Raw genomic sequence first — 2,842 nt, 5'->3', positions numbered from 1 at the left:
CTTCTGACCAGTCAGGCTCCGGCAGTGCTTTACGATTGACTTTTCCATTGGGACTTAACGGTAATCGCTGCAATACACAATAGTGCCTCGGCACCATATACTCTGGTAACACTTGCAATAACTGTGACTGCAACTGACTGGTTACAATCGCTTTGTTTTCCGAGTCTACAAGCGTAACGTAAGCAACCAGCTGCTGATTGTTTTCCTCCGGCTCCCGAACCAGAACCACCGCCTCTTGAATTGATTCCAGCTCCATCAGACGAGACTCTATTTCGCCTAATTCGATTCGTAATCCCCGCAGCTTAACCTGATGATCGATACGTCCGAGAAACTCCAGCTCTCCATTCGCTCGATAGCGTACCAGATCTCCTGTTCGATAAGCTTTCTTACCGCACTCAAACGGGTGTGGCACAAACTTCTCCGAAGTCAGCTCTTCCAGCTGGTGATAGCCCAGAGCCAGTCCTTCTCCACTCAACCACAGCTCCCCGGCAACACCTATCGGAACCAGCTGCTGATGTTCATCCACAACGTGACATTGAGTATTATCCACCGGGAAACCAATGCTGATATCCTCACTGCTCTGCAGCTCCCTGGCGGTTGCACAAATGCTTGACTCAGTCGGACCATAAGCATTGTAAAAACGCCGACCAGATAACCAGGGTGCGATCTGTTCCGGCTGACAGGCTTCACCGCCAACAATCATTAACTCAACACTGCTAAAATCATCCACCGATAAAAAGGGCAGCACCGCAGGCGGTAATAAAATATGTGTTACCTGATGGTGTTTTACGCAGTCGGCTAATGCGACCATCGACCTGGGATCTTCCGCATCCAGTAACACCAGGCTGGCGCCATTGGTTAATGCCATCACCCATTCCCACGTCATCGCATCAAAACTCATGCTGGCAAACTGCAGCACACGACTGTCGTCAGTGATTGCGAATGCCTGCCTCGACCACTGGCTCAGACTGACCACACCACGATGAGACAAGAGCACACCTTTGGGGGTGCCGGTAGTTCCGGAGGTATAGATCATGTAAGCCAGATCATCGATCGAGGCTGATACCTCTGGAGCCTCTCCAGAGTACAGAGACAAGTGCTGACGAGTGGCCTCTTCATCCAGGCTCACCAAGGCTAATGACTGCAGGTAATCCAGCTCCCGATGCGCCGCATGACATAGCACAACCTTCACCCCGGCATTGGACAAAATGTAAGATAAACGCTCTTCCGGGTAATCCGGATCTAACGGTACATACGCGGCCCCTGCTTTTAATATTGCCAACACGCTCACCAGCATCTCGGGACAACGCGGTGTGTGTACTCCAACTCGATCGCCATTACCAACGCCAAGAGAGCGCAAGTAGTGACACAACTGATTCGCCCGGTACTCCAGCTGCTGATAACTGAGTTGCTGTTTTCCATAACGCAGAGCGACCGCATCAGGCGCTTCGGCAACCCTTTGTTCAAACAGGCTGGGTAAAGTCGCCTGCTGTGGATAGTCGCGCGCAGTATCATTCCAGGCGGAAATCTGTTGTCGCTCGCTGTCAGTTATCAGATTCAATCTGGCAACGGCCAAATCCGGGGAAGCTACAATACTCTGCAATAAACACTCAAAATGCTGAGCCATTCGCTCAATGGTCGAAGCATCAAACAGCGAACGAGCAAACTCCCAATAACACTCAAGTCCAGTCGAGCCTTCACGAATACTCAGCGTCAAATCAAACTTTGCAACCTGACTTTCTGCACCCACTGATTTTCCTGTTACTCCCCCCAAACTCACTGTCGAATCAGCGCCGGGCTGCAATACAAACATAATCTGGAATAACGGGTGATAGGCCAGACTGCGCTCTGGTGCTAACACTTCAACCAACTGCTCAAAAGGCAGGTCTTGGTGCGCATAGGCCTGTTGCAGGCTATCTCGGCTCTGCGCTAATAAATCAACGAAGGACTGATGCGGGTTCACTTCGGTGCGTAGCACTAAAGTGTTAACAAAAAAGCCTATCAAAGACTGCGTTTGCGGATGATTACGTCCCGCCGTTGGCGTTCCCATAACCACATCCGACTCACCACTATACCGAGACACCAATAATGAAAAGGCGGTTTGCAGAGTCATAAACAAAGTGCAGTCATGAGCCTGACTTAATTGCATTAATGAATCGCGTAGTGACTGAGGCAGTGAATAACTTAAACCACCGCCTTGATAGTTTTGTTGTAAGGGACGTACTCTATCCAACGGCAAGTTATGAACGTCCGGCAATGCGGTCAGCCGCTCCTGCCAGTAGGACAACTGTGCTTCTCGCCGTTCATCTTGCAACCATTGACGCTGCCAGATAGCATAATCTCGATACTGTATTGGTAATGCTGGCAGCCTCAATGGCTCGCCCCGACAGGCTTGTTCGTATAATGCCTGCAGCTCTTCCAATAATAACGACACCGACCAACCATCTGCCGCAATATGGTGCATCACTAGCACGAGCAGTTCACCTTCGGCTCGTTGCAGTCGGTAAGCCCTGAATACTGATTCCTTATCCAGCTTGAACTCGCTATCTACCAGCTCAGTGATTCGCTGTTCAACGGCCTCCTCACTTAAGCCTGTTATCGACTGCTCCTGCAACCGCTCTTGCCAGCTATCGTCTACATGCTGGTAATATTGCCCACCATGTAGACAATAGCGTGTGCGTAATACTGAATGACGCTGAACTAGTTCAACCAAAGCCTGCTGTAAAGCTTCTGCTTGCAAATGCTGTTCGAAGGACAGAACAACCGGAATATTATATAAGCTACTGCTGCCCTCAAGCTGGTACAAAAAGTTCAACCGCTCTTGTGCAAAAGACAAGGCCGG

At 50.2% G+C, this 2,842-nt stretch carries 1 protein-coding gene; it reads right to left on the bottom strand.

Features of this window, described 5'->3' with window-relative positions; genetic code table 11:
- Nucleotides 1–2,842 (bottom strand): amino acid adenylation domain-containing protein (locus tag IYN84_RS20785; protein WP_196141206.1); only part of this gene is annotated, 2,842 nt, incomplete at both ends.

Origin of the sequence: Aliikangiella sp. G2MR2-5 (genome assembly GCF_015687155.1) — a bacterium.
Lineage (GTDB): Bacteria > Pseudomonadota > Gammaproteobacteria > Enterobacterales > Kangiellaceae > Aliikangiella.
This window is presented reverse-complemented; position numbering and strand designations above follow the sequence as displayed.